The sequence below is a fragment of the Cloacibacillus sp. genome (genome assembly GCF_020860125.1).
GTDB lineage: Bacteria > Synergistota > Synergistia > Synergistales > Synergistaceae > Cloacibacillus.
On the sequence record NZ_JAJBUX010000076.1, the window covers coordinates 1 to 25723 of the forward strand.

The window sequence follows — 25723 nt, forward strand, 5'->3', positions numbered from 1 at the left end:
GTACACGATATAGTGTACACTTGTGAAAAGGCTTTGTCAAATTAGATATTTTTATCTAGCAAGGGTAAAAATAATTAAAAAGAAGCGGTGAAACAACTTAATTTTTATTGAACGCGCCAAAGTACCCTTTGGATACCGGAATTTGTCATCCGGGGGTAAAGGGGTTAATCTTATATCTTGAATATTATGTTTTTATTTTATTACCGGCATTCATAAAAAAGAAAAATTCGAGTGCTGAAACGGAGTGATAGTATGACGACAGTATCCTCAGAGGAGAACGCATACCAGGCGATCATCGAAATGATCATTATGCACCGCTATCCGCCGGGAGCAAGCGTAGTGGAGTCGCAGATAGCGGAACAACTCAAGATGAGCCGGACACCGGTACGCAGCGCGCTGAAGCGCCTCGTTTCGGACGGGCTGCTGGAATCGACGCTCAATAAAGGGTGTTCGGTGCCGATGCTTTCGCGCCGTGACCTCGACAGGTTATTTCGCTACCGCCACAGCATCGAACCGGCCTGCGCGCGTGAGGCGGCGCAGTTCTACCGGCCGGAGTTCAAGGAAAGGATCGAGGCGCTGATCGCGGAAGAGGATCTGTACGTCAGTGAAAATCCCTGGGGGCTGCACGCCGTAAATGAAAAGATGCACAACCTTGTCGTGGAGATAGCCGACAACCCCTATTACCTCCACCCCGTCAAGCAGGTGAACTGGCGTTCTCAGCTGTACCTTTTCTTCTTCGACAATTTCTATTCAGAGCGCGTCATGGAGATAAAAAAGCGCCCAAAAGGCGAATACAAGAGTCCGCAGCAGCACATCCGTCTCTTCGAGGCAATCATGAGACACGACACGGACGAGGCCGAAAAGGTGATGCACGACCATATTTCATCAACATATAAGTTCCTTACGAAGAGGGACTGGTAAATCGAACTGCAGGGGGCACAGATGCGCTCCCTGCTCTTTTGTTCCGCGAATAGTCCGGCGGCAAGCCGCTATCTCCGGATCACGACGGCCATCGACAGCTTTATATATTTTTCTTTCAGCTCTTTGAGATCTTCATTCCGTAGACGGATACAGCCTTCGGTGGCGTTTTTGCCTATCGACTGCGGGTCGTGCGTTCCGTGGATTCCGATGCCGCGCCAGGGGGTCTTGAGGCGGATGAACCAGGGGCCGTAGGCTCCTTTGATCTCGCCTTTGCCGTCCCTGAAGTCGTGCGTCCAGTAGGAGGCGTTCTGTATCTGCAACACTTTGAATGCTCCCTCCGGAGTCCGGCCGTCGCCGGGTTTTTGTTTCTGCCCATCGTTGATACCGGTGGCGACGGCGTAGGACCGGATGACCTTCCTGTTTCGGACCACAAAGAGCCGTTTCTGTTGTTTTCTTACCAGCAGCCAGTCGTCGGCTTCTTCGTTTAGGACGGCTTCGGCTTCAAGCGCCTCCTCCTCAGTGATGCGCTCCGGCTCGGACGAAAGGGCCGCGCATTCGGTGAAGAGGCCAATCGATAACAGCAGCGGCAAAAGCAGCGCCAGACGGCGAAACCGCCCCCTATTTGCGGGTTTTTCACTTACAGCCCTTGAAAAAATAACAGACACGGCTTCACACCTCCGGCGGATTTTATACGGACAACGTCCGCGGCACCTCATGCTGCATTATATCCTATCAATCCTCGAGACAAAAATCCCCGCGGCCTTCCGTCGTCCGACGTTAATGCCGCGGGGATTCCTTACATAACTTGTTATATTCCGGTTATTCGCTGCAGATGTTTTTCAGCATTCCGATGGGCTCGATCTCGACCTCGATGAGGTCCCCGGCCTTTATTTCGCCAACGCCCTGCGGCGTGCCGGTGGAGATTATATCGCCCTCTTCAAGCGCCGCGAAGCGGCTGATGTGCGAGATGAGGCGCGGAATGGGGAATATCATCTGTTCGATCGCGCCGTCCTGCACCACCCTGCCGTTGAGGCGCGTAACGACGCGCGTTTCCTTCGGAAGTTCCTTTGTCAGCAAGATTGCCGGGCCCAGGGGACCAAAGGTGTCGAAGCTCTTGGCCCGCGTCCACTGGCCGTCCTTGTTCTGCAGCGCGCGCGCCGTGACGTCGTTCATAATCGTATAGCCAAGGACGTGTCCGTAGGCCTCTTCCTCGCTGATGTTCTTTCCGGCTTTGCCGATAACGACGGCAAGCTCTCCCTCGTAATGGATGGTGCCGGCCCAGGCCGGGATGCGGATAAAGTCGTTTGCTCCGATGATCGAAGAGGTCGCTTTGAGGAATACCAGCGGCTCCGAGGGAATTTCATGCTCAAGCTCCTTCACATGCCCCACATAGTTGCGTCCGATACACCAGAGCTTTTTCGGCGCAAAGGGCGGCAGGAACTTGACGCGCTCCACGGGGTAGCTCAGCCTTATCTGAGAGATGATCCCCGAAAATGGATCCCCCTCCACGATATCAACAGAATTGCCGCGAATCTGACCGCTGTACGAGCGTCCGTCGACCATAAAACGACAGTAACGTACCGGAGCCTCTTTTTTAGTCACAATGATTTCTCCTTTATCCTATTTTTTCGTTTTCTCTTTTGTCGAGCGCGCCGGCGATACGCTCCAGCCCCTCTTTGAGCATGGCGCGCGTCGTGCCGATGTTGAGCCGCGCGAAGCCGTCGCCCTCGACGCCGAACCAGGTGCCGGGGTCAAGCGCCACCTTAGCCTCGTTGACGAGGAAGTCCGTCAGGGTCTCGTCGTTGAAGCCGTAACCGCGGAAGTCTATCCAGAAGATGTAGGTGCCCTCCGGGTGGTCCATGCGCGCCTTCGGCATCCGTTCTTTGACAAAGGCCTCCATGTAATCGCGGTTGCCTTCGAGGTGGGCCATCAGCTCTTTGTGCCACTCGCCGCATTTGCCGTAGGCGGCCTCCATGGCGGTGATGCCGAGGATGTTTATCGAGTTGAGATGGAACCTCTCGAGGACCGAGACGTATATCCCGCGCAGAAGTTCGTCGGGGATGATCGCGACGGAGGCCTTCATCCCCGCGATGTTGAAGGTCTTGCTCGGAGCGATGAAGGTGACTGTGCGTTCGGCCATGCCCGGCAGCGAACCGATGCAGATGTGCTTCGCGTCGCTGTAGACGAGGTCCTGGTGTATTTCGTCGGCGATGATGATCATATTTTTGCGTATCGCGATGTCGGCGAGCCTTTCGAGCTCCTCGCGGCTCCAGACTCTCACCACGGGGTTATGCGGGCTGCAGAGGATCAGCGTGCGGCAGGTCGGGGTGACGAGCTTTTCAAGTTCGTCGAAGTTCATCGTATAGCGGCCGTTTTCATAAATGAGCGGGTTCTTGACGATGATGCGCCCCGCTTCGCGGACAGTACAGTAGAAAGGCATGTAGACCGGCGTCTGGATTATTATCTGGTCGCCGGGTTTGGTGAGACCCATTACCGCGAACGACAGTCCAGCGACGACGCCGGGGGCCCAGCTCAGCGCCTCACGGCCGAACTCCCAGCCGTAGTGCTCACGCTCCCAGGCGCGGATCGCGTCGCGCAGCGAGTCGGGGATCATCGGGTAACCGAGAGCGCCCTCGTCGACCTTCTTATGTATCGCCGCCAACACCTCGGGCGGCGCGGGGAAGTCCATATCGGCGACCCACATCGCAAGCAGGTCGTCGCGGCCGAAGTCGTCCTTGAGGCCGTCCCACTTTTCGCAGTCGGTACCCCTTCTGTCCATATATTTATTAAAATCGTATTTCATTATGTCCTCCCGTTATTATGGCCTGCGCCGGATTTTTCATCTATATTTTCCGCTTTATTATCTGTATATGCAAGCATAAATTGAGGTAGAATAGAAAAACTGTCAAATATAACGACGTAAAAAACTGGAGGAATGAGCAATGTCTATAAAAAATACATCGGCAGAGACGCCAGCGTGTTCGCCCATTAAGAAAACTTCTAATCTTCACCGGAGCGAACAGGCGGCGGAGCTGGAGCTGGGACGCGGCGCGGTGCTGCCGGAGCGCGCCGCCATGCCCGCGGATTATAAGTGGCGGCTGGAGGATATCTACCCCTCGCAAGAGAGATGGGAAGAGGCGTTCGCGGAGCTTAGGGCGCGCCTGCCGGAGATCGCCTCCTACAAGGGGACGCTCGCCGAGTCGCCGGCGCGGATGGCGAAGTTCTTCGCGCTGCGCGACGAACTCTCGATAATCCTCGGCAAACTCTTTGTCTATGCGAACATGAAGAGCCACGAAGATACCGCCGATTCTAAATACCAGGGACCGGCGAACCGTGTCTCCGCCCTTTCGGTGGAGTTCTCCGCCTGCGCAAGCTACGTCACGCCGGAGATCCTTGATATGCCGCAGGAGCGCCTCGAAGAGTTCGCGAAGTCGCCGGAGCTCGCCGATTATGCCTTCTCTCTGCGCGAACTGCTGCGACAGCGCGCCCACGTCCTCTCGGAGGCCGAGGAGCTGATAATCGCCCGCGCCGGCGATATGGCCGGAGTGGCGGACAACGCCTTCTCAATGCTGACGAACGCCGACATGGAGTTCCCGCCGATACGCGATGAGAAAGGCGAAAAGGTCGAGATGTCGGAGGAACGCGCCGTCTCCTACCTGCGTTCGCCCAAACGCTCGGTCCGCAAGGCGGCTTTTGAATCGCTCTACACTCCCTACGCCGCGATGAAGAACACCCTCGGCGCGACCTTCGACGGCATGCTCAAGACCTCGAAGTTCTACGCCGAGTGCCGCAGGTATGAATCGCCGCTCGCGGAGGCGCTCGATGCCAACAATATCCCCATCTCGGTCTACGACAGCCTTGTGGACACGCTCGAGGGCAGCCTCGCGCCGATGTACCGCTACATGGAGCTGCGCAAACGGATACTGAAGGTCAAGGAGCTCCATATGTACGACCTCTATGTACCCCTCGTCACCGATCCCTTTAAGGAAATCACCTGGAGCGAGGCGAAGGAGATGATGTTCCGCTACCTCGCGCCGCTCGGCGAAGAATATCTCGCGCAGGTACGCGCGGGGCTCGGCGAGGGCTGGGCGGATGTCTTTCCCAACCGCGGCAAGCGCAGCGGCGCCTATTCGTGGGGCACCTACGGCACCCATCCCTATATATTCATGAACTATACAAACAATCTCAACGACGTGATGACCCTCGTCCATGAGATGGGCCATTCCATGCACAGCTTCTACTCGCGCCGCAGCCAGCCCTACTCGACCGCAGACTACTGCATCTTCACCGCCGAGGTGGCCTCGACGACGAACGAAGTGCTCTTCCTCTCCGGACTGCTCTCCGAGACGGAAAAGAAGAAGCGCCGTCTCTACCTACTGAACCGCCGCCTTGAAAATATCCGCACGACGGTCTACCGCCAGACGATGTTCGCCTCTTTTGAGCGCGAGGCGCACCTGCGCGCGGCAAACGGCGGCGACACGACGCCCGAGGGGCTAAAGCAGCTGTGGTATGAGCTCAACAGGAAATACTACGGAGAAATGATCGTCATCGACGAACCGCTGAAGATGGAATGGGCGAGGATACCTCATTTCTACAGCCCCTTCTACATCTATCAGTACGCCACCGGCTTCTCGGCGGCGACCGCGCTCGCGCAGGCCATCCTCGAGGAGGGCGCGCCCGCGACGGAGAGATATCTGAACTTCCTCACAAAGGGCGGCTCCGACTACCCCATCGAACTGCTTAAAGGCGCGGGAGTGGATATGAGCACGCCCGAGCCCGTCAAAGCGGTCGTAAAACAGTTTGAAGAGACCCTCGACGAGATGGAGGCGCTTCTCTAATGCGCAGCTACGGCAGAGGTATATACGGCATCGACGCACACTACGAGAGCGAGGGGATGGCGGCGATCTATCTGCTGGTCTCCGAGGGGCGCGCGGCCATAATCGAAACGGCGCATAACGCCTCGCTGCCGCATCTGCTCGCGGCCCTCAAGGCTCTCGGTGTGAAGCGTGAAAATATCGATTATATCTGCGTCACCCACGTCCACCTCGACCACGCGGGAGGCGCCGGCAGCTACATGCGGGAGTTCCCGCAGGCGAAACTCGTCGTCCACCCGCGCGGCGCGCGCCACATGGTATCCCCCGAAAAGCTCGTCGAGGGCGTCAAGGCGGTCTACGGCGCGGCGGAGACGGAACGTATCTACGGCGAGATAATCCCCGTGGCGGAGGAGCGCGTCATCGCGCCGGAGGATGGGCGCGAGCTCAAATTCGGGGAGATGACGCTCGTCTGTTACGACGCGCCGGGTCACGCGAAGCACCACATGATATTCTTTGAAAAGAGCACCCGGTCGCTCTTCGCGGGAGACGCCTTCGGCATCTCATACCGCTGGATGAAAGGCGCGGACGGCCGCTGGGCCTTCCCCACCGCCTCCCCCGTCCAGTTTGATCCCGCGGCGATGACCGCGACGACGGAAAAGATAGTCGCGCTCGCGCCGGAACAGATATTCATCACACACTTCGGCGAGCTGACGAACGTGCGTAAAAACGCGGCGCTGCTGACCGAGGGAGTAAAGAAATATGTCGAAATAACGGAGGCCGCGGCCGGCGACAAGACAAAGATAAAGGCCGGGCTGGCAAAACTTTATGGAGAGATCACGGAGAAAGAGGGTACGACGCTGCCCTCCGCGACGATCGAAGAGTCGCTGCGCGTCGATCTCGAGCTCAACGCGCAGGGCTTATCCTGCTGGTACTCAAACAGCCGCAAAAAGTAAAAAAACAACTGAAAAACGCGGGTATGGGGATATATGCGCCATACCCGCGTTTTTCTTTTCTCAACATTCTTTCAGGACTATTCCCGCCACCGCGCGCGCAAGCAAATCATGCGCCCTCTCGTCAAAATGGACGGAATCAACGCCGCTTGTCGTAATGATCCGCGCCGCATCAAGAAACAGGCACGCCCTCTCCTCGGCGAGCGCCGCGAACCTATCCGCAAGTTCAAGGCTGACATGGTACGAGCGGGCGTCAAAACCAAAATCACTGCCGCCGCAGACACCCTCGCCCAAAGACGCCGGCGAGATTATGAGGATCTTCGCCGCACCGGAGGTCTCGGCCTTCACGACATCGACGATCCTGCGTAGCCCCGCCGTTATCTCTTTCGCGGAGGCGTGAAACTCAGCCTTACAGTCGTTGGTGCCAAGCATCAGAACGACAAAATCAAGGGGACGGTGCGAGGCGACGCAGGGTGAGATGTAATCTATCCCCGCTCCGCCGGGCCGCGCCGGTTCACGAAAGACGGTGGTGCGTCCGCACAACCCCTCCTCAACGACGCGCCACCCGGGGCCGAGCAGCCGCTCCAGCCGTCCCGGCCAGCGCACGTCAAAGCCGTAACGTCCCAGACCGCCCGCGATATAACCGTAAGTATTCGAATCGCCAAAACATAGAATGCTCTTCATCGTTCTATTCTAGCACCGAAAGCCGCGGCTTTTTTACACCGCGCGGCTGATATATTTTCAAATACGCCGCTCTATGTTATTCTTTTTCGTGGTATGGACCTTAATTATTTGTTTTGCTTAAACAGCTGTTTTTAATACCGGCGGCGAAGGCCGCGGACGGAGAATGATCATGGTGGAGATCGAAGATTTCAGCGCCGGGCTGATATGCGGGGAGGATACGCTCCTGCTCGGCGGCAGCGAACGGAAAAACGCCAGCATCGGCAGGATCATAGAGACGTGGCCGGAGTCCTTTCCCGACCACGCGCTCATTGTGCTGGACCATAAAGGGCGGCTCTACGAAAGTTTCGCGCGGGAGGCGCTGCTGACCGACCTTTCAAGCGAGGGATCCCTCATTCCCGACCTTATCGAACCCTTCATCGCCAACGAAGACATCGGCGTGGGCAGCGAAAATATCGCCTACGCCATACGCCAGGCGGTCTATCAGGAGATAAAATCCCGCGACGCCAACGATAAATTTTTTGACGACCTCGGCAAACTCGTCACCGACAGGATGCTCCTCTACATGCTGGAGACGGCGAAAAACGTCGTCCACAACCTCGCGGCCTGCGCCGGAGCCGAGGGAGAAGAGGGCGTGATCGGCACCCTGCCGTCGCTGAACCTGTTCCAGATATTCTGCCGCCAGCACCGCTTCATCGAAACATTGATGACCAAGACGATCGGCGGCGAGACGGGGATACTTCCAGTAAAATACCGGCTCAAAGAGGCGGAGGCAAACGGCGCCTTTATAACCAGGGAGTTTGCCCTCGCAAGGTATATCCTCGAACATGAGCTGCGCTTCCAGAAAAACGGCGACCGCGACGCGCCCCTGCCCTTCGCCGATCTGCTCTCCACAAACGGGGACAACACCAACACCCAGCGCTGCATCAAGATGCAGGCCGACGCAAGCACGGCGGACTTCCGCGCGCTGATAACCCTGATGAGACGCGGCGCGGGACTCTTCCGCAGCCTGAACACCCTAAAGCTCGGCGAATACCTCAGCGCGCCGCAGGGACGGCCGCTCTTCGTCTGCTCCAGCGGCAGCGCCTCGGCGGACCGCGGCTTAGCGCCGCTCCTGATCGCCGCGATCGGCGCCGCGGCGCAAAACACAAAGAGTTCCGCCGTAATACTCATCCCCGAGCTCGACCGCTGGGGACTCCTCAATTACCTTGATAAATTCCGCCAGAGCTGGGACCGCCTCAGCTTCACCTTCGGCTACGACAACTTCTCGCGCCTGTCGCTCGAAAGCAGGACGGAGGACGGCCAGCTGCTGGAAACGCTCTATTCCGCGAGCACCCAGCGCATCTGGCACGCAAGCGAAGAGGAGCGGCTGAACCGCGCCTTCGGCACCTACGTCTCCGCCGCCGACGTCATCTACAGACCGGAGGATCTCAACGAAGAGATACGCGCCGTGGAAAAAGAGGGGCGCGTGACCTACGCCTCTCTTGAAGAACAGCCCCGCCCCGCTCCCGTCAAACGGCGCGTGAGGCTGCGCCGCGCGCGCCGCGCGGCGAAACTTTGGATCACCGAGGGGGCGGAGCGCCATGAGAAACTGACGCTCGCCTCGCTTCTTGAAGAGGGTGAGACGCTTTGAGCCTTATGAAGGGGAAATTACCGCCGCTCTGCGCGAAATATGGGCGTGAACTTAACGGCCGGACCAGCGGCGTCGATCAGATACTGGAGGATTACGCCGCGCTGGACCGCATCGCCGTCGCTCTCGCCTCCGAAGAGCAGAACAATGTCGCGCTCACCAGCCCCGCGGGCTGCGGCAAGACGACGACCGTACGCAAGCTCGCGGCGCTCATCGAAGAGGGCCGCTACCGGCGGCTCGCGGGACGGCGCGTCGTCGAACTCAACATCGACCTGATAAACCAGGACCGCAAAAAGAGAGACCTCCGCTTCAAGCACATCCTTGACGAGGCCGAATACTACAACATCATCATCTACGTCGACGAAGCCCACCGCCTGAGCGAAAACTCCGGCCCCTCGAACCTGCTCAACACGCTGAAGCCATATATCACCAGCGGCGGGCTCAGCATGCTCATCTCGACGACCTCCGAAGAGTTCCGGCTCTATATCGCCCGCGACCGCGCGATGGAGCGCCGCTTCCAGTCCGTAGAGCTGAAAGAGCCAGAGCGCGGGCGGCTGCTGGAGATACTTGAACGCGTGGCGCGCGTGCGTTACCCGCGGACCGACATCACCAAAGAGGCGATCGCGGAGACGGCGAGGCTCGCCGCGCTCTGCGCGCCGGAACGTTCCGAGCCGGCGCGTTCGCTGGAACTGCTCCACTACGAGGTCTCCGCGGCGCAGATAAACCTGCCGCCCGAAGAATATGCCGAAAAGATCACGGAAGAAGACGCAAGACGCGCCGCCGCCCTCAAAATGGACGGCTATCAGGAAAGAGACTAAACGCCATGCTGAAATCAACATTTGCAATATACAGAGACTACGGCCCGGAGGCGAAAAAACGCAGCGCCGAGCTCGCGAAAAAGACGCTTGAGCAGATCCACCGCGAATATCTTGAGGCGGTCTTCACCGCCGCCTGCCGCCGCCGTCTCGATATCTGGGACTTCGCGCAGAAATTCATGGAGTCGGATTTCGCCCGTTCACTCGACAGGCCGGAGACGCTGCTTGCGCTGACGATGGACGAGGTATTCCGCGACTTCATGGTCCGCTGTGCCCAAAGCGGCGTCGAAATAGAGTCCGTACCAAATGAAAAAACCGGCATGGCCGCCTTCCGCGACATCTCGCCCGAGGCCAAGTGGCTCGTGGAGCTATACTCAAAGTGGCACGCGAAGACCGGCGAGGCGGGATGTGAAATAGCCGAACGCGCCCCCGCATCGCTGCTAAAAAAGATCCACAAAAAGGCGATGACACACCGCACAGATGAAATAATCGCCCTGCTCATCGAAAACTCCGCCGAGGCGGCAATGATAAATTCAAAGGATTACGAAAGGCTGGAGAAACAGCCTTCTTAGAAAGAATCGCCCAGCAAGTCGCGTGAATTTTTAGTGATAGAGACAACTAGCGTGGTATCAACCCAAATAAAAAGCCCCGACATCTTTATGTTGCAAGCATGTCGGGGCTTCTTTATAATTTTCCGAATGCCGCTTATTTCAAAAGTTTCTTTGAAGCGGCTGACATACCTTTGTTTAATCTTTCTAGAATCAGATCTATCTCCTCTTTCGTTGTAACAAGCGGCGGCGCGAGAAGGAAGTTGTCTCCTTCCACACCGTCGATCATCCCGCCGGAGGGATAGATTATCAGACCTGCGTTTATACATTCTTTTGTGGCCACTCCCGCGGCGCCAACGCCCTTTTCAAATGGCGCTTTAGTGTCCTTGTCTCTGACTATTTCAACACCGCACATAAACCCTTTGCCTCGAACGTCGCCGATGATTGGATTCTCCGCTGCGATCTTACGAACTCCGGAGATCAGATATTCTCCGTTCCTCGCAACATTCTCGATAACCTTATGTTCTTTCATATACCTCATGACCGCAACTACCGCCGCTGCCGCTATCGGATTGCTGTTATAGGTATGGCCGTGCATGAACCCGCCGCTTGTATTACGTATCGTATCCACGATACTGGTGCTCGCGATCATACCTCCGGTAGGAACATAACCGGCCGCCAGCCCCTTCGCCGTGGCAATTATATCGGGGACAACGTTCCAGTTATCAACGGCAAAACCTTTTCCCGTCCTGCCGCATCCTGTCATGACTTCATCGGCAATTAAAAGAACATCATATTTGGTACATATATCGCGGACTATCGGCCAATACTCATCTGGCGGTACCAATGCGCCGACAGTTGAACCAACGATCGGTTCGGCGATAAATGAGGATATATACTGCGGCCCTACGCGTCTTATCTCCTCTTCAAGCCTGTATGCGCAGCGCGTATTGCATGATTCCCGTTTTAACCCAAACGGGCACCTGTAACAATATGTCGCCTCTATTTTGGGAGATTCCTTAAACAGCGGAGAGAATATCCTGCGTCTGGACATCGCCCCTCCGACAGCCATCGTGCCCAGGGTATTCCCATGGAAAGAATTCCAGCGGCCTATCGTCAAAGATTTACTCGTATAAATCCCGTCTCTGTCGTAGAAATACTGCCTCGCAAGCTTCAGCGCCGACTCAACGGCTTCGCTTCCGCCGCTGACAAACCATACTGTGTCCAGACCCTTTGGGGCGATCTCCGCAACGGCGGCAGCCGCCTCTTCCACGATTGGGAACGACCAGCGCGAGGGATGTCCGAACTCAAGTTTTTTATACTGCTGATTGACCGCCTCAATGACTTCGTCTACGCAATGTCCCAAGTTGGAGACGAGAGCGCCGCTGCATCCATCGATATACTCCTTGCCGTCAGCGTCAAAAATATATATCCCGGCGCCCTTTTCTGCCTTTAAATACTCTGATTTGAAATTACGCGGAAAAGCATGGTTCATAATACTTACGCTCCCTCTTTCTCAATATCAATACGTGCTCTGTCATTCGAAAAAAACTTTTGTGACAGATAAACCGCTACTAAGAGTCCCAGTCCCGCAGCATCGGTAAAGCCCTTTGGGTCTATGAGACAGAACGACGAGACAAACAGCATCACACGCTCCACCAGTTTTAGATCCCGTTTCCAATATCCGGAAGCCGCGCAGGCAAGTGAGAACGTTCCTAAAATAGCCGTGATGACAAACCGGCAGACAAGCAGCTTAGGAGGATCTCCAATAAAAAGCAGTTCCGGATTATATACAAATGCGTACGGTACGATAAATCCGGCCAGGGCAATCTTAACGGCGTTAACTCCCGTCTTCATCGGATGCGAACCTGCGATGCCGGAAGCGGCAAAGGCCGCCAGCGCCACCGGCGGGGTGATATCCGCCATTATTCCAAAGTAGAGAATGAACAGATGAGCGGCAATATCAGGTACGCCAAATTGTTGGATGGCAGGAGCGGCCATGGTAGCCAGGATGATATACTTCGCTGTTGTCGGAAGCCCCATCCCTAATATCATCGAAGCGCACATCGTCAGCAACAGCGTGGGCAGCAGCATGCCGTGCGCCAGATATATTATGCCGTTAGCGATCTTCAGCCCCATACCACTCAGCGTAACCACGCCTATTATTATTCCGGCACAGCCGCAGGCGATAGCGACACCGATCATAGACCTAGCTCCCGTCTCAAGAGCGTCAAACAAAGTTTTCCTGGTAAACCGGGTATTCTTCCTAAGCATCGCTACCGCAACCGTGGAGATTATACTGATCAGCGCGGAGGTCATTGGTGTATAACCTTTCAGAAGGAGATACACAATAATGACTATTGGGAGAAACAGATGGGCCCCCTCCGCCAAAGTCTGCTTAAGGTCTGGCAGATCTTCTCTAGGTATCCCCTTCAATCCCAGCCGTTTACCCTCCATATGGACCATCACCCAAACACCCGTATAATAGAGAATGGCAGGCAGCGTCGCCGCAACGGCGATCTTCACGTATGCTATCCCCAGGAACTGCGCCATGATGAATGCCGCCGCACCCATTATCGGCGGCATTATCTGGCCTCCTGTAGAGGCTGCCGCCTCCACACCGCCGGCAAACGCCGCCGGATAACCGATTTTTTTCATCAGCGGGATCGTAAAGACACCGGTCGTAACTGTATTTGCCACGGAGCTTCCAGATATGGTCCCGAAGAGGCAGCTCCCAAAAACAGAGACCTTTGCCGGGCCCCCAACTCTATGTCCTGCCAATATGAGAGAAAGGTCTATGAAAAATTTCCCCAACCCTGATTTTTGTAAAAACGCCCCGAAAAGGACGAACATAAAAACAAAGGTTGCGGAAACACCAAGAGGCAATCCGAAAATACCTTCCGTGGAGATATACATATGACTTATGATTCTTTCCACAGAAAAACCGCGGTGTCCCATGAAACCTGGAATATACGGCCCCACCTTTGCATAGATCAGAAACAACACCGCCACGACCGTCATAGGTGCCCCGACTACCCTTCTTGTCGCCTCCAATACGAGTAGGACAAGAACACTCCCCAGGACGACATCATGGATCGTCGCCATACCACCCTGCATCATAATATCGTGGTAGTATACCGTGATATAAAGGCAGGCGGCTGCGCTGATTAAAGCTAAAATAACATCTATCGGATCCATTTTTGAGCGTGATTTCTTGGACGTTACCGGATAGAGTAAAAACCCCAGAGACAGAGCAAATGCAAGATGTATGGAGCGTTGTATCTGGGCGGGAAATACGCCAAACGCGGCCGTATAGGTCTGGAAAACCGAGAAGGCTACGCATAGCAGCGATATAAAAATGTTCCACTTCCCCGCAAGTTTTCTAAAGGTAGATTCTTTATCGAACTTTTCGAGCATTTTTTCTGCTGCTGCTTCATTTTCCGTAGCGTTAAAGCTCTTTGTATCAAAGCTCATTATGTTTCTTCCCCCTTCGGAGATCAAAAATAAAAGGGCCCTTCTCTTCCATTTTTATATAAAAATAGGACCTCCGCGAAGAACCCTTTTAATTACGTAAGTTACTTTTTTATTTCAAAACACCTTTTTCCATAAAATACCTTTTTGCACCTGGATGCAGAGGAATTGCCACGCCATCCAACGCTGTCTTCAATGACATTCCTTTGGCGGCGGAATGCGCTGTTTTAACCTCGTCAAGATTCTCAAAAAGTGCTTTTGTCATCCCGTAGACAATATCCTCAGGTAATTTTGAATCAACTATCAGCAGTGCCTGAACAGCCACCGTCTCATACGGGGCAGTCTGATATTTGTATGTATTGGCGGGGATGGTCACAGGCGTATAGAAGGGATATTCTTTTACTATATCTTCTCTCAGCTTTCCTCCAACGGGAAGGAGCGTCACCCTGTTCAAAGAATTCAAATCATGGACGATTGCCGCCGGCACGCTTGAGTTTGTATGAAACGCGTCAATATGGCCATCCTTAAAGTGCTCTGAGGATTCGCTGAAGGAGAGGTAAAACGGCTTTAAATCCTTATATGTAATGCCAGCCGTACCCAGTATCTGCCGCAGGGTAACTTCATTGCCGCTGCCTGGCGCACCGACGGAGACGGATCTTCCTTTCAGGTCGGAAATGCTTTTTATACTGCCGTCTCCTTTGGCGATTATGTGGGTCGTATCGGGATATACTCTGCAAATTGCCGTCAAATTGGGATACTTGTTCTTAAACATCTCCATACCATTATACGCATAGTATGTGATGTCGGTTTGTATGAGGGCAACGTCAATGTCGCCCTTTCCAAGAAGATGGGCGTTGTTAACGGAACCATCCGTCGTCTGCACGGTTACATTTATCCCTTTTGAATGTTTATTGATCGTATTCGCGATCGCCCCTCCAAGAGGGAAAAATGTCCCCGCCGTACCCCCTGTGCCCATGCTTAACTCTTTTGCATTGGCCGTCATAACTGTCGCGAGGAGAAGGCTGAATACCACGAAACTTAGAAAACCCATCTTCATTTTTCTGTTAAACATTATATATTCCTCCTGTTATGTAATCTTGCCGATAAAAACCTCTGGTAGACGTGATACGGCGCGAAATAATTAATTCTCTGCAATAAAAAAATAGACCAGCCCCTCTCAGCTATACAAAAATCAAAGCCACAGCGCGCCTTTATCCGCACTTAAGACCCTGTCCCGATATGATTCCATTACGCCGCTTACCTTTTTCTCTTTTCTTTTGAAATTCATCCGCCTGGAGTCGAGCACATCAGACGGGACAAGCAGACTGATCCGCTTCGACTCTAAATCTATCTCGATCAGGTCTCCGTCCTCAATCAACGCGATCGGGCCGCCTTCCCACGCCTCCGGGGTGATATAACCTACGCACGGCCCCCGTGTCGCACCGGAAAAACGTCCGTCTGTTATCATCGCCACGGATTTCTCAAGACCCATTCCGATCAGCATCGCCGCCGGGATTGAAAGTTCCCTCATACCGGGACCGCCCTTGGGTCCCTCATATCGCACTACCAGTACGGAACCAGGTTCGATCGAGCTCTCCAGCATATACTTTCTGACGTCCTCCTCAGAGTCAAAAACTACCGCAGGCCCCTTGTGGTGGTACATCGAAGGGTCCACGCCTGTCTTTTTCACGACGGCGCCGTTAGGAGCTAGATTTCCATAAAGTATGGAAAAACAGCCGTTTTCATAGAACTTGCTATCAGGCAGGTGTATCACCTCTGAATTCTCAACAAAAAAGCCGTCCAGAGAATCACGCACCGTACCTCCCATAACCAGCGGCCGCGTATCGTCTATATGCTGACGGATAATCTCAAGTACCTTCCTGACTCCGCCTGCGCTGTAATAATCCGACAAATTATATTGAGAGGACGGTTTTAGTTTCGTCACCACCGGAACAGAAGACTGGCAGACATCAAAATCATGCAGATTCATCTCTACGTCAAGCGCTTTTGCCAAAGCCATGATATGCAGTACCGCGTTTGTTGACCCGCCGGTGGCTGAAACGTATTTGATTCCGTTTTCAATGGACTCTTTATTGACATACGACTTAAACGTTTTCTTTTCTTTGACCAGATCTACAATTCTTTCACCAACATCTTTTGCCTGGCGCATCTTTTGAGCTGAACAGGCAAGCATGGCAGACGAGTCAAAGGGTGTTACACCAACGGCCTCCAAAAAAGTTCCCATCGTATTCGCGGTGCCGTACATCGAACAGGTGCCGCACGACACGCAAATACCGCTGCGGCGGCGTTCAAATGTCTCTTCGTCAATTTTCCCGCTGTTCCTCTCCCCTATCATCTCTTTTATATCGCTTGTAACATATGTACGCCCCTTTTCCATAAAAGGCAGCATCGCGCCTCCGGTCAAGAATATTGTCGGCAAATCGATCCTCGCCGCGGCCAGCAGCATACCGGGAACGATCTTGTCACAAGAACAGAGCATCACTATACCGTCAAAACCATGGGCCTTTACCATCGCTTCAATAGAAGAGGCGATCAGATCCCGCTGAGGGAGAATATAGTGCTGGCCCTCTCCCTGAGCGATCCCATCGCACGGAGCAGGTACATTGAACTCTCCAGGATTGCCGCCGGCACATAAAATTCCCTCCCTCACGTAACGGGCAAGTTCGCCGAGAGGTTTATGTCCGGGATTTACATCACTCCAAGAATTGACAATCGCAATTTGCGGCTTCTCTATATCTTTCATGCGATTTCCTAACGCGCTCATCAGACCTATATAGTATGTCTCCGTTATATCTTCTGCATGGCCTCTCTTATTAGGCATCAAAACAGCCCCTCTTCTCTTTAAAATTACCTGTCCCGGAATTCTGCCCCGAGGAATTCCTCATAGACCTTGATCATCGCGCCCTTACCCTCATTGCCCAGACCTTTACATAATGACATTTGATATATCGCCGTCGCGGCTGAAAGAATGGGCATCGGAACTCTCAGCTGCGCTGAAATCTCACTGGCGGAGACTAAATCCTTGTACGCATTGTCCATTGCGTAGCCCTCATTAAAAACTCCCGAGAGTATCCTCGGAGCAAAAAACTCCGCCGCCCAGGAGCATCCGGTACCGCTGGTAACGACCTCGACCGTTTTCTGTGGATCAAGTCCAAGCTTTGCGGCCAAAGCCAAAACCTCCGACAGAGCCGCCGTGTTAATATCAAATAGCAGCTGATTGATAAGTTTAGCCATCTGTCCTGAGCCTAAACCGCCAAAGTTAATAACCTTATTACTTATCATGTTGAAATAGGGAACAATTTTATCAAAAACACTCTGTTCACCGCCAAACATTAACGTCAGCTCTCCAGACGCGGCTCTGCTCTCCATACCGGAAACAGGAGCGTCGGCGAATTTGAAGCCCAAAGAGCTTAAGCGGCTCCCAATTTCAAGGGTCTTCATATATGCCGTGGTGCCAAGGTCGATGATAATATTTCTCTTCGCGCCGTCGCCTATCACGCCGCCCTCTCCAAAAAGAACTTTTTCAACTACCCCTGCGCTGGGCAGACTCAAAAAGACGACATCCGCCAATTTTCCAATTTCGGCTGGTGACGACGCGGTCGGAATGCTAAGATTTGATAATTCTGTTAAGATCTCTCTGTTAGCGTCAAAAACCCTTATGTCAGCATCATGTTTGAACATATTAACGGCCATATGCCTGCCCATTTTGCCCAGACCGATAAAACCTATTTTCATCGTTTCTCCCACCTTTTTCTGAGATTAAGATTAGTTTAGGTTTTATATATCACAAAATCAAACAAGTAGTATTTTGTTTTTTCACAAATATTTATTTGTGGAACGCAAAATTTATATTATAATCTAAACATACCTATTGGTATCTCAATCGATATTATTTATAGTGGGAGGTGTTTTTATTGAACAGCAGCGAAAAAATTTTTATGCTCGTCGTAGAAGAGATGAGCTTTACCAAAGCGGCAAAAAAAACTTTTCTAACCCAACAGTGTATAAGCGAACACATAAAAAAATTGGAACGGGAATACGGCGTATCGTTTTTTGAACGCCGCCCTAAATTAGTACTGACACCAGCCGGTAAATCCATGTACCAAGCTATGCTGCAAATCCAAAATATGAAAAACAGCCTTGAACTGAACCTAAAAGAAATTGCGCGGGGGGCGATGGGAGAGATCAAAATAGGTTCCAACGCTTCACGTGCTCGCGTAATTATGCCCATATTATTTAAAAAGTATCACGAAAAGTACCCCCGCGTCACAATTTCTGTATTCTCCGACGACACCTCTGTGATGACTGAGATGCTCATAAACGGTAAGTTAGATATTGTTATCGGCGTGGATGTCGCAAGCAATCCACTTTTTAAAATCACCCCTCTTGCGGACGATCCAGTCTATGTTATTGTTTCCAATAACCTATTAAAGCAATCGTTCGGAGAGAAATACGCGGAATACCAAAAAATCTTTCCTTACGGAGTCAATTTATCCCTATTTGAAAAAATACCATTTGTACGCAACTACCCCACAAGCACAATCAACAGTCTGATCGACAGGCATATAAACCGCTATAACATAAACTTGCAGACCGTATTTTCAATCAGCGACTACGGGACACAGCTGCAGCTGTGCGCCTCCCATCAGGTGGCGGCCTTCATTCCCGCCTTAATATGCCGGACTGTATTAAAATTTAATGATAGAGCGGGAGAGGACGACCATATAAATATATTCCCTATTAAGAATCTTAATGAATCACTGAGAATTGATTGCATAACCCTGAAAAACAGCTATATGCCTCAATATATCCAGGATTTTATCTATTCCATTGAAAACGAGATTAAATCCGAGACCGAATGGCTGAAACAAAATATATAAATTGAGCGTGTGACTCCGCAATCATTACGAGTCACGGAGCCACACATTTCCAAGATAACTATTGGCAGGCTAAATATGTCAGCCCGTTGTATATCAGCAGAAAATTCAGGCTGTCCTTCCTGGGGCCATAACCGATATTACCCATTTCGGGATGCGGAGAGAACAGCAGCAGCTTGTGTCCATTGGATTCCGCCTCGGCAAAAGCCGTCTTCCCATGGAGAAGGCTGGCAAATATCTCAGGCGTAAGCGGATTGTACCATCCGCGCACCGCGTCTTCCGCCATTTTATTGTCATACATATCCCAATATGGCTTTATCGGATCGCGCCCGCTGGCAAGGAGGCTCTCAAAACGCGCAAGTGATTTAACGTTGCCGCCCTTTATCGTTATAGAGGGTCCCTCCCAGTAGACCAGGTTCATCGTGCTTGAAACACCCAGCGCGATCCCCGCAAAGAGGTGATGCTTATTATCTTCGATACGGCAACGTACAAAGCCGCTTCCGCTTCTCCAGTAATCCAGGTCCTCCGTTTCAGTCGCCGCCACAATGTTGAGCCAATAACGGTTCTCCGTATTGTAAGATGTGAGCGGCAGATATGCGCCGCCGCATACCCCAAGGTAGTGTCCTCTGTCGGCGATAAATGAACGAATCGCGTCGTACCCCCTATCACCCAACCCTGCGTAATAGCATTCACCAGCGTCAGGACTGCCGGGAACTATCATGACGTCAAATTCATTCAGTTTCCCGCCTCGAATATCGGCATCACCGACAAAGTCGTAATTAAACCCTCCCCATTCCAGCACCTCAAGCAGCGGCGCTGAGAAATCTTCGCCTGCGCCGCGGCCGTTATACACCGCGGCTTTAAGTTTCTTAATTATCTGGCCCTTAGATGGTACCATCTCCACTTCTTCATAAATGATACCCTTTTCATCAAAGACAGACCGTGCCGCAGAGCTGTCGTCCACTGAAAAACCACACTGGTAACAGTGTCCTTCCGGCCAAGCCGGCGTACTTTCAAACCTGACTCCGTTTACATGCCATTGCGGAGCCAATCCCTTCTTTAATAATTCATTGACAGTGCTGAAATTATTCGCAATGCTCTTTTGATACGATTCCAAACCGATGCGGTCGGTAGGCATAAAAAGTTTTGTCATACGCCGTTATCCCTGCCTCTTATTTTTATTTAATCTATCAAGATACGCGTCATACTGGGCAACCGTCTCCGCGTCAGCCCCACCTCCGATTTTAGTACCAATGATAAGGGCGAGCGAGCTCGCGATAAAGCCCGGTATGAGCTCGAATATATAGGCGGAGAGCCCGCTGTAATACCAGAATATTACCGTAACGAGGCCCACTATGATACTTGATATAGCGCCGGTCTTATTAACGTTGCGGCTGTATAGACAGAAAAGCACCAACGGGCCGAACGATGATCCCAATCCAGCCGCTGCCAACAGAGCGACGGCAAAGACAAGATCAGATTTAAGCGACATTAAAAAGGCAAGAAGCGAGATCACTACCACCGCGGCCCGCTGCAAATTGACTATCTTAGAGTCGTCAATCTCTGCGGCGTAATGCTTTACTATATTGGCCCCAAAAGCCGCGGCGGCAACGATGACGTAGGCGCTCACCGAGGATAATATAGCCGCCATTACCGCGGCCGCGAACAGACCAAGCATGTAGGGAGGAAAGTAATTTTTCCCCATGGCAAAGAATATCTGTTCCGGGTCGCCGATAGACGGGAAAAGATAGGCGCCGATCATCCCCACAAGCACCGCGCCGAAGGTAGAGATACTTACCCACGTAGTGGCGATAAAGGTCGAATCCTTTATCTCACTGCTGTTTTTAATGGACATAAAGCAGGTCAGCACATGCACCATACCGAAGTAACAGAGGCCGACCCCAAGACCTCCAAGCGCGATAGACAGAGCCGGGAAAAATTCAGTCTCGCCGTTTAAAAACTGAAAGAATGCCGGATTCTGTCTCCAAAGACTCTCCACGACCGGCTGATATCCGCCGATTTCAACGAGAACGGCGAGCGGCACGAATAGCAGCGCGATAAACATAATGCTGCCCTGAAAAAGGTTGCTCCAGCTAACCGCCATGTATCCGCCAAGAAAGGTATAAAGGACGACAATGACGAGTCCGATGACGATACCGGTACTGTAGTCAAGGCCAAAGGTCGCGTTAAGCAGCTTGCCGCTTCCGATTATCTCAGCCGAGGCGTTGATTATCATGAAAACTATGATCGCTATCCCCGACACAAGTGCAACGGAACCGCTTTTGTCATTTACGCGCTTCTCAAAATATTCCGTGATCGAATAGACATTATAGACCTCCGTAGCGATGCGCAGACGGTTCGCAACATACATCCAGTTGATCATCGTGCCAAATATCAGTCCGATCATTATCCATATTGAAGAAAAACCACCGGCAAAGGCGGCGCCGGGAAGCCCCATCAGCAGCCATCCGCTCATGTCGGAAGACTCGGCGGATATCGCCGCCACCCACTTGTTGTTCGAACGTCCTGCAAGCGTATAATCCGAATAGGATTTTGCCCGCAGATATGTGATCACGCCTATTGCGATAAGGACTACGATATAAAGAACAAATGTGATAATACTCGCTAACATATTCTCACTACCTCCTAGAAATTGGCCCTCTTATAGAATAGGTAAGATATGACGATACTGCTCCATATCGGTAAAAAGAATACAAACCACTTCCACGCAGGAATCATTTTTCCCCCTCCTTTAATATTTTTTGAATATTACCGCCATATGAAACATATGTTGTTTTATATATTTCAATAATAGACATTAAGTTCAGTCAACAACAAGCCATTATTTTTATTAAATATGCCTGCTATTTCAACAGCTTAAGATAAATGTCAAAATTTATTTTTCCAAAAGCCTTTTTCTATAGTACACTATAGAAAACAAAAGAGGTGGATGATATGAGGATCGGAGCTTTTAGCGAACAGTTCGGCCTGTCTCCAGAGACGATACGCTACTACGTCAATAAGGGTCTGCTGTGTCCTATGATAAAAAATGACCGGTATGACTTCAAAGAAAATGACATTGACGATATGCAGCTGCTATTACGGCTCAAATCCTTCAAATTTTCCATCGTGGAAATACATCGGCTGCTTTCGCTTCGCAGGCTCAGTGGTTTCGACAGCCCCAACGAGCTAAGTGACTATATAAATATTCTCGTTGATCATAAAAAGAAACTCCAGCGCGAAAAACGGGAACTACAGGGAATAATCAGTTCGCTGCAGGACGAAATCGGCAGTTCATCAGGCAAACATTCCTTTAACGCAAAAAGAAAAAACGGCGTGCCGCTACAATTTCTCCAATATCTCGCCTGCCCTTCTTGCAAAGAGAATCTGAGCCTGAGTAACTGCAGCATTGAAAAAGACCAGATATTATCTGGTACGCTAAACTGTGAATGCGGTTTCAGCGCGGTGATAAAGAATGGGATATTGATCGGCCCCTCTGGCGAAATAAGCAAATATGACTGGCCGGATATTGAACGCAATTGCTACCGTCTTATGAACCCCACGCTGGTTTCGTACATGCAGAAAGCCTACCATTGGCTGCTGGACAGGCTTGGACAATGCGATATGGACGGTAAGGTAATACTGGAGGATTTTGTGAACAACTACTGCTTCTGTCATGCAAACTTTGAGGAGATGCCATCTAAAGCGCTCTATATCATCAGTGACAAATATCCCGAAATTGTCGCGATTTATAAAGGGCTCATTGACAAACTGGGATTGGAACAAAAGGTTCTTTATATCGCAGCGGCAAGCGACATGCTGCCGTTAAAGGACGGCTGTGTAGACATGTATATCGACTTCGATTCAGCAAATGAGTATGCCCTTTATCATAAGGGGTACTCGACAGAGGCTCTTGCGCGCTATTTTCACAAAGAAAGCCGCGCGGCAGGAAGTTTTTTCTCCTTCAAGCCGAACAGCTCTGCGGAAAAAGAGCTGCATCGGCAGTTTCCAGAGTCATGGGAGCACAGTTACGACATCTCGTATTTCAAAAGATATCTGAGATCGGTCTGGACAAATATTATTGAAGAAGAATCCATCGGCAATGTTACAGACAGCAACACAGACGAAAAGGCTTCGCTCTATCACATTCCAGGAGAGGTTGGAATGGACGTATATTTCGCAGGGGGCTTCAGAAAAAAAGGACAAAAACCTTTATAACGGCAACTTCATATATCATCGAACATTTGAAAAACAACTGTGGCATGGCAATGAAGAACATCGCCAAAAACTTGAAATCAGCATATTCCACCTCAACGATACAGGCGTGAGTTTGAGGAATTTTCAGGACACCTGTATGCAAAATACCTGGCTATCCCCCTCTTGGCGTCGGGACTGGCAACGCCTTACCATAGTTTTTGACTATTCGCCGAAAATAAGAATTTTATGACAGGCTCATATTTTTAATATCGTATCAGAAACTGTTACCCTTCTTTTCCATGCTCCGGCTCCTGTTTTTTTAAGCCTATTATTTTATCGTCAGCGCGTATGCCCAAGGTCCTGTGCGGCGTTTTCGTAATATCCGTTTTTTCTGGAGATATCGGCGCCAGCTTTTTTTAAAAGCGGTATCCATTTCTCCACCGTCACTTCATCGAAACGGCTGGAGGGCAGGGTTATATTCAAACTTGCCACAACTTGGCCGAGGTGGTTAAAAATTGGCACGCCTATGCCCGCCGTATCGTCGCGGCGTTCCTTATAACTCACCCAATATCCGTCTTTTCTAGTCTTATCCAGGATCTCCTCAATTTTTTTTCTGTCCGTCACGGTATACTCCGTCAATTTTGGAAAACCTGCCAACGATTCCAGCATATCAAGCTCTTTCTTCGTCATACCCGCCATCAAGATGTTTCCGGAAGCTCCCCCGTGCAAATAGTTCGTCTCCCCTATCTTTGCCGAATATCTGATCGACAGATCGCTCTCGACTTTGGCGATGCAGATTTTTTTAAATCCTTTCCTGATAAAAAGAGAAATCGTTTCATTAGTTTCATCTTTTAGTTTTTCCATGAACGGCCTCGCCAAAGCAACTATATCTATTGATGAAATGGCGGCGCTTCCCAAATATATCATGCTGGGGCCAAGGGAATAGAGTTTCGATTTAGGATCCATATCCAGCAGACCGCAATCAATCAGAGTGGACAAAAACCGATACAGCGTAGCGGAAGGCAGATCAAGACGTTCGCTTATCTCCGCGAAATTCATGCTGTTTTTTTCTCCAAATAATTCCAGTATTTTATATGCCTTGAATACGGACATAATGATGGACTTTTTATTTTTAACTTCTTCGCTGTATATGAGATCATCTTTATCTCTCAAGAATTATCAGCCCTTCTGTATAAAATATAATTTTACCAATATCTTTATGATTATAAGGGCATTCTGCCAATGCTTTCAATTAGCTGTTTTTCAAAAAAGTCAACCAAAGAACCCGTATGCTATATTACTATAGCATCACATATAAACAAAAGGAATTTTTGCACGGAGAGGAGTATTTTACCGTTAAACACTATAAATAATATTTAATTCGTACTCTTCAACAGCCTCATGAACGCGCTTAATTCCTCCATACTATCAAGCTTTTGCACACTGTCGCATATTTTTCTTATATTCTCATTTGGAACCGATGTCTTCGCCATATTTTTAAATTTGTCACATAAATCCATATATCCTATCGGAAGTTCGGGGGCGCCCTTAAGACTATATATTGTCTTTACAAATGACGTCCCGTTTTTTAATTCTATGCGTATTTTAGCGCTCCGTCTTTGAGGAAATTCAGCTGCTACCTCTTTGTCGACATATACATGTATGAGGGAGCTTAATTGTGCCCGCCTGTCATCATTAATATTCTCCTCTTTCAAATCGACTATACCAAAAGTACCGTTAATCAGCGCGCTTGCCACACAATACGGCGTGCTGAATCTCGCCTGCTGCGCATCGCACGGGGTTCCTGCGGCGCCTGTTAGGTTAAATGCCACCGGATGGGTCCCGATATCGATCCTTTTGACCTCTTCAGCCATTATATTATGCTCGGAGCACAAAGCCACAGTACCTTCAATCGGCGCATGGGTATGCCTGCAGGTAGGGTAAAGTTTTACATATGTATCTTTTATTTCATAATTCTCTCCAAGACCTTCAAGCATTTTTGCCGCATCAACGTTGTTGTCGGACATCGCGTTAAATAATCCGCTCACACCGCTAAAAGGCGCTTCCGGCGCTGAAAATCCGTTTTTCGCCATCATCGCGGAGTAAATTCCGGCAAAGGCTGCGTGTCCGACCATCGCGCCTTTAGAAGACTGCCCTGAGCGGGTCACCTCCATGAGGCCGGAAGCAAACAGAGCCGATAGGGACAACGCGTTTGCGGCCTGACATGCATTCAGCTGCAAAATCGAAGCGGAGGCAGCCGCGGCCCCCATCGTCCCGCAAACTGCGGACGGGTGAAAACCGTTTTCTATCAGCAGCGGAGACATGATTCTTGCAAAACGATATGCGACATCGTAACCAATGACGACCGCCAGGATTACGCGCCTGCCGCCTATATTGAATTTTTCCGCTAAAGAAAGCGCCGTCGGGATGACGACCGCCCCGGCGTGGGTCCCCGCGTTCCTGTACCCGTCGTCTAATTCCACGGAATGGGCGTAGGCGCAGTTTATAGCCGCCGCCGCCGGAAAAGAGGCTGTCTCTTTTCTTCCAATAATGGTTGAATACCCGCTGTCTCTCATATTTCTTGAGGTATCTATAATCTTGTTGCGATATTCCCAAAGTGAGGAACCTGCCATCGCTGCCGATAATATGTCTATTATCCTTTCTTTAGCGCATTGGACGATGTCACCCGGCAGATCTTCATATTTTGCCCCGGAGGCAAACTGAGATAAGGTCTTCGCGATTACTTCCATTTAACCCATCCTCTATCCACACCCATAGTAAAATATACTGTTATGGCT

The 25723-nt window shown here is 51.3% G+C and carries 21 protein-coding genes; 8 read left to right on the forward strand and 13 right to left on the reverse strand.

Annotation, left to right across the window (positions count from 1 at the left end):
• Window positions 1–252 precede the first annotated feature (252 nt).
• Complete coding sequence (locus tag LIO98_RS09935) at window positions 253–921, forward strand: GntR family transcriptional regulator (protein WP_291956337.1); 669 nt, start codon at window positions 253–255, stop codon at window positions 919–921.
• Window positions 922–989: 68 nt separating this feature from the next.
• On the opposite strand, the gene LIO98_RS09940 is transcribed toward LIO98_RS09935, so the two are convergent.
• From LIO98_RS09940 to LIO98_RS09950, 3 genes are all read right to left on the reverse strand, one after another.
• The gene (locus tag LIO98_RS09940; protein WP_291956339.1) at window positions 990–1586 is read right to left on the reverse strand and encodes a L,D-transpeptidase; all 597 of its coding nucleotides are present in this window, start codon (window positions 1584–1586) and stop codon (window positions 990–992) included.
• A gap of 154 nt (window positions 1587–1740) precedes the next feature.
• Window positions 1741–2523: a fumarylacetoacetate hydrolase family protein gene (locus LIO98_RS09945; RefSeq protein ID WP_291956341.1), complete on the reverse strand. Its 783-nt coding sequence runs from the start codon at window positions 2521–2523 to the stop codon at window positions 1741–1743.
• 13 nt (window positions 2524–2536) lie between these two features.
• Complete coding sequence (locus LIO98_RS09950) at window positions 2537–3724, reverse strand: MalY/PatB family protein (RefSeq protein WP_291956344.1); 1188 nt, start codon at window positions 3722–3724, stop codon at window positions 2537–2539.
• Window positions 3725–3863: 139 nt separating this feature from the next.
• Here LIO98_RS09950 and pepF point away from each other — a divergent pair, with 139 nt between their 5' ends.
• Together pepF and LIO98_RS09960 are read left to right on the forward strand one after the other, a co-directional pair.
• A complete protein-coding gene (gene pepF, locus LIO98_RS09955) occupies window positions 3864–5759 on the forward strand; it encodes an oligoendopeptidase F (RefSeq protein WP_291956348.1) in 1896 nt (631 codons plus the stop codon).
• A complete protein-coding gene (locus LIO98_RS09960) occupies window positions 5759–6688 on the forward strand; it encodes an MBL fold metallo-hydrolase (protein WP_291956350.1) in 930 nt (309 codons plus the stop codon). Before pepF ends, LIO98_RS09960 begins: the two co-directional genes overlap by 1 nt.
• Before the next feature lie 60 nt (window positions 6689–6748).
• Here the strand turns inward: LIO98_RS09960 and LIO98_RS09965 are convergent, their stop codons facing one another.
• Window positions 6749–7369: an SGNH/GDSL hydrolase family protein gene (locus tag LIO98_RS09965; protein ID WP_291956353.1), complete on the reverse strand. Its 621-nt coding sequence runs from the start codon at window positions 7367–7369 to the stop codon at window positions 6749–6751.
• 169 nt (window positions 7370–7538) lie between these two features.
• Here LIO98_RS09965 and LIO98_RS09970 point away from each other — a divergent pair, with 169 nt between their 5' ends.
• The 3 genes from LIO98_RS09970 to LIO98_RS09980 are packed head-to-tail and all read left to right on the forward strand — an operon-like array spanning window position 7539 to window position 10383.
• Window positions 7539–8999 (forward strand): hypothetical protein, encoded by a 1461-nt coding sequence (locus LIO98_RS09970; protein ID WP_291956357.1) that lies wholly within the window; start codon window positions 7539–7541, stop codon window positions 8997–8999.
• 5 nt (window positions 9000–9004) lie between these two features.
• Window positions 9005–9814 carry an AAA family ATPase gene (locus LIO98_RS09975; protein WP_291956445.1) on the forward strand — a complete coding sequence of 270 codons (810 nt, stop codon included), beginning with the start codon at window positions 9005–9007 and terminating at the stop codon, window positions 9812–9814.
• Window positions 9815–9819: 5 nt separating this feature from the next.
• Complete coding sequence (locus tag LIO98_RS09980; protein WP_291956359.1) at window positions 9820–10383, forward strand: hypothetical protein; 564 nt, start codon at window positions 9820–9822, stop codon at window positions 10381–10383.
• Window positions 10384–10516: 133 nt separating this feature from the next.
• On the opposite strand, the gene LIO98_RS09985 is transcribed toward LIO98_RS09980, so the two are convergent.
• The 5 genes from LIO98_RS09985 to LIO98_RS10005 all read right to left on the reverse strand — a co-directional run bounded on the left by LIO98_RS09985 (window position 10517) and on the right by LIO98_RS10005 (window position 17586).
• Window positions 10517–11854 carry an aspartate aminotransferase family protein gene (locus LIO98_RS09985; RefSeq protein ID WP_291956361.1) on the reverse strand — a complete coding sequence of 446 codons (1338 nt, stop codon included), beginning with the start codon at window positions 11852–11854 and terminating at the stop codon, window positions 10517–10519.
• Between the two features lie 5 nt (window positions 11855–11859).
• On the reverse strand, window positions 11860–13833 hold the full coding sequence (locus tag LIO98_RS09990; RefSeq protein ID WP_291956364.1) for a TRAP transporter permease: 1974 nt from the start codon (window positions 13831–13833) through the stop codon (window positions 11860–11862).
• Window positions 13834–13942: 109 nt separating this feature from the next.
• Window positions 13943–14902 carry a TAXI family TRAP transporter solute-binding subunit gene (locus tag LIO98_RS09995; RefSeq protein ID WP_291956366.1) on the reverse strand — a complete coding sequence of 320 codons (960 nt, stop codon included), beginning with the start codon at window positions 14900–14902 and terminating at the stop codon, window positions 13943–13945.
• A gap of 120 nt (window positions 14903–15022) precedes the next feature.
• The gene (gene ilvD / locus LIO98_RS10000; RefSeq protein ID WP_291956367.1) at window positions 15023–16615 is read right to left on the reverse strand and encodes a dihydroxy-acid dehydratase; all 1593 of its coding nucleotides are present in this window, start codon (window positions 16613–16615) and stop codon (window positions 15023–15025) included.
• Between the two features lie 83 nt (window positions 16616–16698).
• Window positions 16699–17586 carry an NAD(P)-dependent oxidoreductase gene (locus LIO98_RS10005; RefSeq protein ID WP_291956370.1) on the reverse strand — a complete coding sequence of 296 codons (888 nt, stop codon included), beginning with the start codon at window positions 17584–17586 and terminating at the stop codon, window positions 16699–16701.
• 179 nt (window positions 17587–17765) lie between these two features.
• Between LIO98_RS10005 and LIO98_RS10010 the strand changes: the two genes are divergently transcribed.
• Window positions 17766–18731: a LysR family transcriptional regulator gene (locus LIO98_RS10010; protein ID WP_291956372.1), complete on the forward strand. Its 966-nt coding sequence runs from the start codon at window positions 17766–17768 to the stop codon at window positions 18729–18731.
• Window positions 18732–18789: 58 nt separating this feature from the next.
• On the opposite strand, the gene LIO98_RS10015 is transcribed toward LIO98_RS10010, so the two are convergent.
• Window positions 18790–19692, reverse strand: coding sequence for a hypothetical protein (locus LIO98_RS10015; protein ID WP_291956374.1), 903 nt, complete (start codon window positions 19690–19692; stop codon window positions 18790–18792).
• Between the two features lie 195 nt (window positions 19693–19887).
• On the reverse strand, window positions 19888–21360 hold the full coding sequence (locus tag LIO98_RS10020; protein ID WP_291956377.1) for a sodium/proline symporter: 1473 nt from the start codon (window positions 21358–21360) through the stop codon (window positions 19888–19890).
• 323 nt (window positions 21361–21683) lie between these two features.
• Between LIO98_RS10020 and LIO98_RS10025 the strand changes: the two genes are divergently transcribed.
• Window positions 21684–22946: a MerR family transcriptional regulator gene (locus LIO98_RS10025; protein WP_291956379.1), complete on the forward strand. Its 1263-nt coding sequence runs from the start codon at window positions 21684–21686 to the stop codon at window positions 22944–22946.
• Between the two features lie 318 nt (window positions 22947–23264).
• On the opposite strand, the gene LIO98_RS10030 is transcribed toward LIO98_RS10025, so the two are convergent.
• The gene (locus LIO98_RS10030) at window positions 23265–24098 is read right to left on the reverse strand and encodes an IclR family transcriptional regulator (RefSeq protein ID WP_291956382.1); all 834 of its coding nucleotides are present in this window, start codon (window positions 24096–24098) and stop codon (window positions 23265–23267) included.
• 203 nt (window positions 24099–24301) lie between these two features.
• On the reverse strand, window positions 24302–25675 hold the full coding sequence (locus LIO98_RS10035) for an MmgE/PrpD family protein (protein ID WP_291956385.1): 1374 nt from the start codon (window positions 25673–25675) through the stop codon (window positions 24302–24304).
• Between the last annotated feature and the right edge of the window lie 48 nt (window positions 25676–25723).

What these genes read in the sequence shown, in the direction of transcription:
- pepF (WP_291956348.1), top strand. Translation starts at nt 3,864, where the DNA reads ATGTCTATAAAAAATACATCGGCAGAGACGCCAGCGTGTTCGCCCATT.
- LIO98_RS09980 (WP_291956359.1), top strand. Translation starts at nt 9,820, where the DNA reads ATGCTGAAATCAACATTTGCAATATACAGAGACTACGGCCCGGAGGCG.
- LIO98_RS09960 (WP_291956350.1), top strand. Translation starts at nt 5,759, where the DNA reads ATGCGCAGCTACGGCAGAGGTATATACGGCATCGACGCACACTACGAG.
- LIO98_RS09995 (WP_291956366.1), bottom strand. Translation starts at nt 14,902, where the DNA reads ATGTTTAACAGAAAAATGAAGATGGGTTTTCTAAGTTTCGTGGTATTC.
- ilvD (WP_291956367.1), bottom strand. Translation starts at nt 16,615, where the DNA reads ATGAGCGCGTTAGGAAATCGCATGAAAGATATAGAGAAGCCGCAAATT.
- LIO98_RS10020 (WP_291956377.1), bottom strand. Translation starts at nt 21,360, where the DNA reads ATGTTAGCGAGTATTATCACATTTGTTCTTTATATCGTAGTCCTTATC.
- LIO98_RS10025 (WP_291956379.1), top strand. Translation starts at nt 21,684, where the DNA reads ATGAGGATCGGAGCTTTTAGCGAACAGTTCGGCCTGTCTCCAGAGACG.
- LIO98_RS10005 (WP_291956370.1), bottom strand. Translation starts at nt 17,586, where the DNA reads ATGAAAATAGGTTTTATCGGTCTGGGCAAAATGGGCAGGCATATGGCC.
- LIO98_RS10035 (WP_291956385.1), bottom strand. Translation starts at nt 25,675, where the DNA reads ATGGAAGTAATCGCGAAGACCTTATCTCAGTTTGCCTCCGGGGCAAAA.
- LIO98_RS09990 (WP_291956364.1), bottom strand. Translation starts at nt 13,833, where the DNA reads ATGAGCTTTGATACAAAGAGCTTTAACGCTACGGAAAATGAAGCAGCA.
- LIO98_RS09985 (WP_291956361.1), bottom strand. Translation starts at nt 11,854, where the DNA reads ATGAACCATGCTTTTCCGCGTAATTTCAAATCAGAGTATTTAAAGGCA.
- LIO98_RS09935 (WP_291956337.1), top strand. Translation starts at nt 253, where the DNA reads ATGACGACAGTATCCTCAGAGGAGAACGCATACCAGGCGATCATCGAA.
- LIO98_RS09970 (WP_291956357.1), top strand. Translation starts at nt 7,539, where the DNA reads ATGGTGGAGATCGAAGATTTCAGCGCCGGGCTGATATGCGGGGAGGAT.
- LIO98_RS09950 (WP_291956344.1), bottom strand. Translation starts at nt 3,724, where the DNA reads ATGAAATACGATTTTAATAAATATATGGACAGAAGGGGTACCGACTGC.
- LIO98_RS09965 (WP_291956353.1), bottom strand. Translation starts at nt 7,369, where the DNA reads ATGAAGAGCATTCTATGTTTTGGCGATTCGAATACTTACGGTTATATC.
- LIO98_RS09975 (WP_291956445.1), top strand. Translation starts at nt 9,005, where the DNA reads ATGAAGGGGAAATTACCGCCGCTCTGCGCGAAATATGGGCGTGAACTT.